Consider the following 1,835-nt stretch of genomic DNA (forward strand, 5'->3'; position numbering starts at 1 on the left):
TCCGATCAGGGCCGAATCCACAACGGTCAAAAGATGTCCGTTGGCCGCAGCCCGTGACAGGTTCCACAGCATTCCAGCAACGGCATAGAGCACAATCGCAGCCAGCGGGTTGGTCATAAGGACAGAACGATCAACGATGCCGCTGCCCCCGCGAGAACCGTCGCTGTTGCTCGGGCCATTTTCCTGGCGAGCGCCGGTATCCCAGCGACAGCAAGGGCGGTCATGCCGGCGATTGCGGCCGTCATCTCAAGCATGCCAAAGAGATCGCTGCCGCCGCCAAGCGCATGGATGACGAAACCCGGCAACAACAGGTTGGTGATCTGGATCACCGCGAACGCCAGGCCCACCGTGACCGCAGCGGACAGGCTTTGCGGCTCGTTCAGAAGATAGCGGAACGCCTCACGCGAGGCGGAAAGCGGATTGAGCCCCTTCATCGACCGGCGACCGCTTGGGGTCCTCGTCAGCATCCCGAGGAGAGGCAGAATGGCCAATGCGATGCAGGCGGACAGGACGGCCGCCATAGTGCTGCCGAGCCGATCGATCGCATAGCCGGCTACGCCTGTCCCCATGGCGAGCCCTGCCTGATTGAAGAAGGACAGGCGCATGTTGAATGTCATCCGCTCAGTCTCGGGAATGAGCGACTGGAGCAGGCCGCTCATGGCGCCCGCCAGGAGCGCGTAGCCGAACGCCCCGAGAATGGCTGATAGAACCAGCAGGGGGCGTGAGAGCCCTTCGGGCAGGACCTGCACGAGGGCCAACATAAAAAGGCCGGAAGCCCTGATCGCTTGTCCCGCTGCGGTGACTATGAGACGACTATGTCGGTCGACGATGTACCCGCTGAGCGGCGCGAGAACGAATCCAGCGACGCTGGAGCTCAGCAGCACAAGGCCAACCAGGCTCGATCCACCGGCATGGAACGCGATCCACGCCGGCAAGACGATGCCGACGCCAACAATGAAGAACGACGCCAAGGAAAACCCAACAAAGCAAAGTCGTCGTATGGCTTGCACGTCCAATTCGTTCCCTCGCGCTCTCCCGGAGGACCGCTACCCTCCTTCCCTCACACTCGCCCACCGCGGCAAGCCGGAAAGCGGATACTTTCGAGCCTGCCTCTTCAACAATTTCTTTTTCGACATTCCGGCGGAGAGCCCGACGTCTGCAAAGCCGCTGGGAAGAGCCCAAAGACTATCGCTCCGCTCCGGACGAGCAGGTTAGTTTCGCCATCGACGATCGCACCGCGCACGTCAACCCGCGGCTTTGCATAGCTCGGGCGAAATCAGAAACCAGTTCATGGATGCGTTTGATCGGAACGTTACCTGGTGGGCGAGCATTTCGTTGGGGAAAGCGCATACGCGTGAGCGCGCGTTCGATATCGCACGCCAAAATCCGCTGCAGGGCGTCCCGCCTTTGGCGGCCGTCATGGTGGTCGCGGGAGTTCTGGACAGCAGCTGGCGATACCTGTCCGGAACGTCGGGGAAGACTGGGCAGCGGGCGCCCGTTTAGGTTAGGCCCGGTTCATGCGCAGCGTAGGTATCCTGAACGACTCGCCGGCGAGCGCGAAGGACATATTCCGCTTCGCAACGCCCGAATGCTTGGCCAAGACATCCTTAATGACAGATACGTCGTCCGTGAAGGCCATTTGATCGAGAAATTGCCGCAATGCGGCTTCGTCGGGACTCAATCGGGTGCAGATCCCGAATTTGAGTATCTCGGGGACGGTTTCGTCCATTTTCAAGCCGTAGCTCGTAACCCTGCCGTTCTCGTAGATCGCGGAGCGCAGCCAGTAGCCGCCCCTGTCAAAGAATATCATTGGAGTGAAATTCTCAGCGTCCTTA

General features: G+C 60.5%; 2 protein-coding genes. Both read right to left on the reverse strand.

Annotated features, from left to right (window positions below):
* Positions 1-113: 113 nt before the first annotated feature.
* On the reverse strand, positions 114-971 hold the full coding sequence (locus tag CWO89_RS43820) for an MFS transporter (RefSeq protein WP_245476856.1): 858 nt from the start codon (positions 969-971) through the stop codon (positions 114-116).
* Positions 972-1,504: 533 nt separating this feature from the next.
* A partial coding sequence (locus tag CWO89_RS46665; protein ID WP_165421602.1) for a hypothetical protein occupies positions 1,505-1,835 on the reverse strand: 331 nt, incomplete at its 5' end.

The sequence above is a fragment of the Bradyrhizobium sp. Leo170 genome (assembly GCF_004296405.1).
Classification (GTDB): domain Bacteria; phylum Pseudomonadota; class Alphaproteobacteria; order Rhizobiales; family Xanthobacteraceae; genus Bradyrhizobium.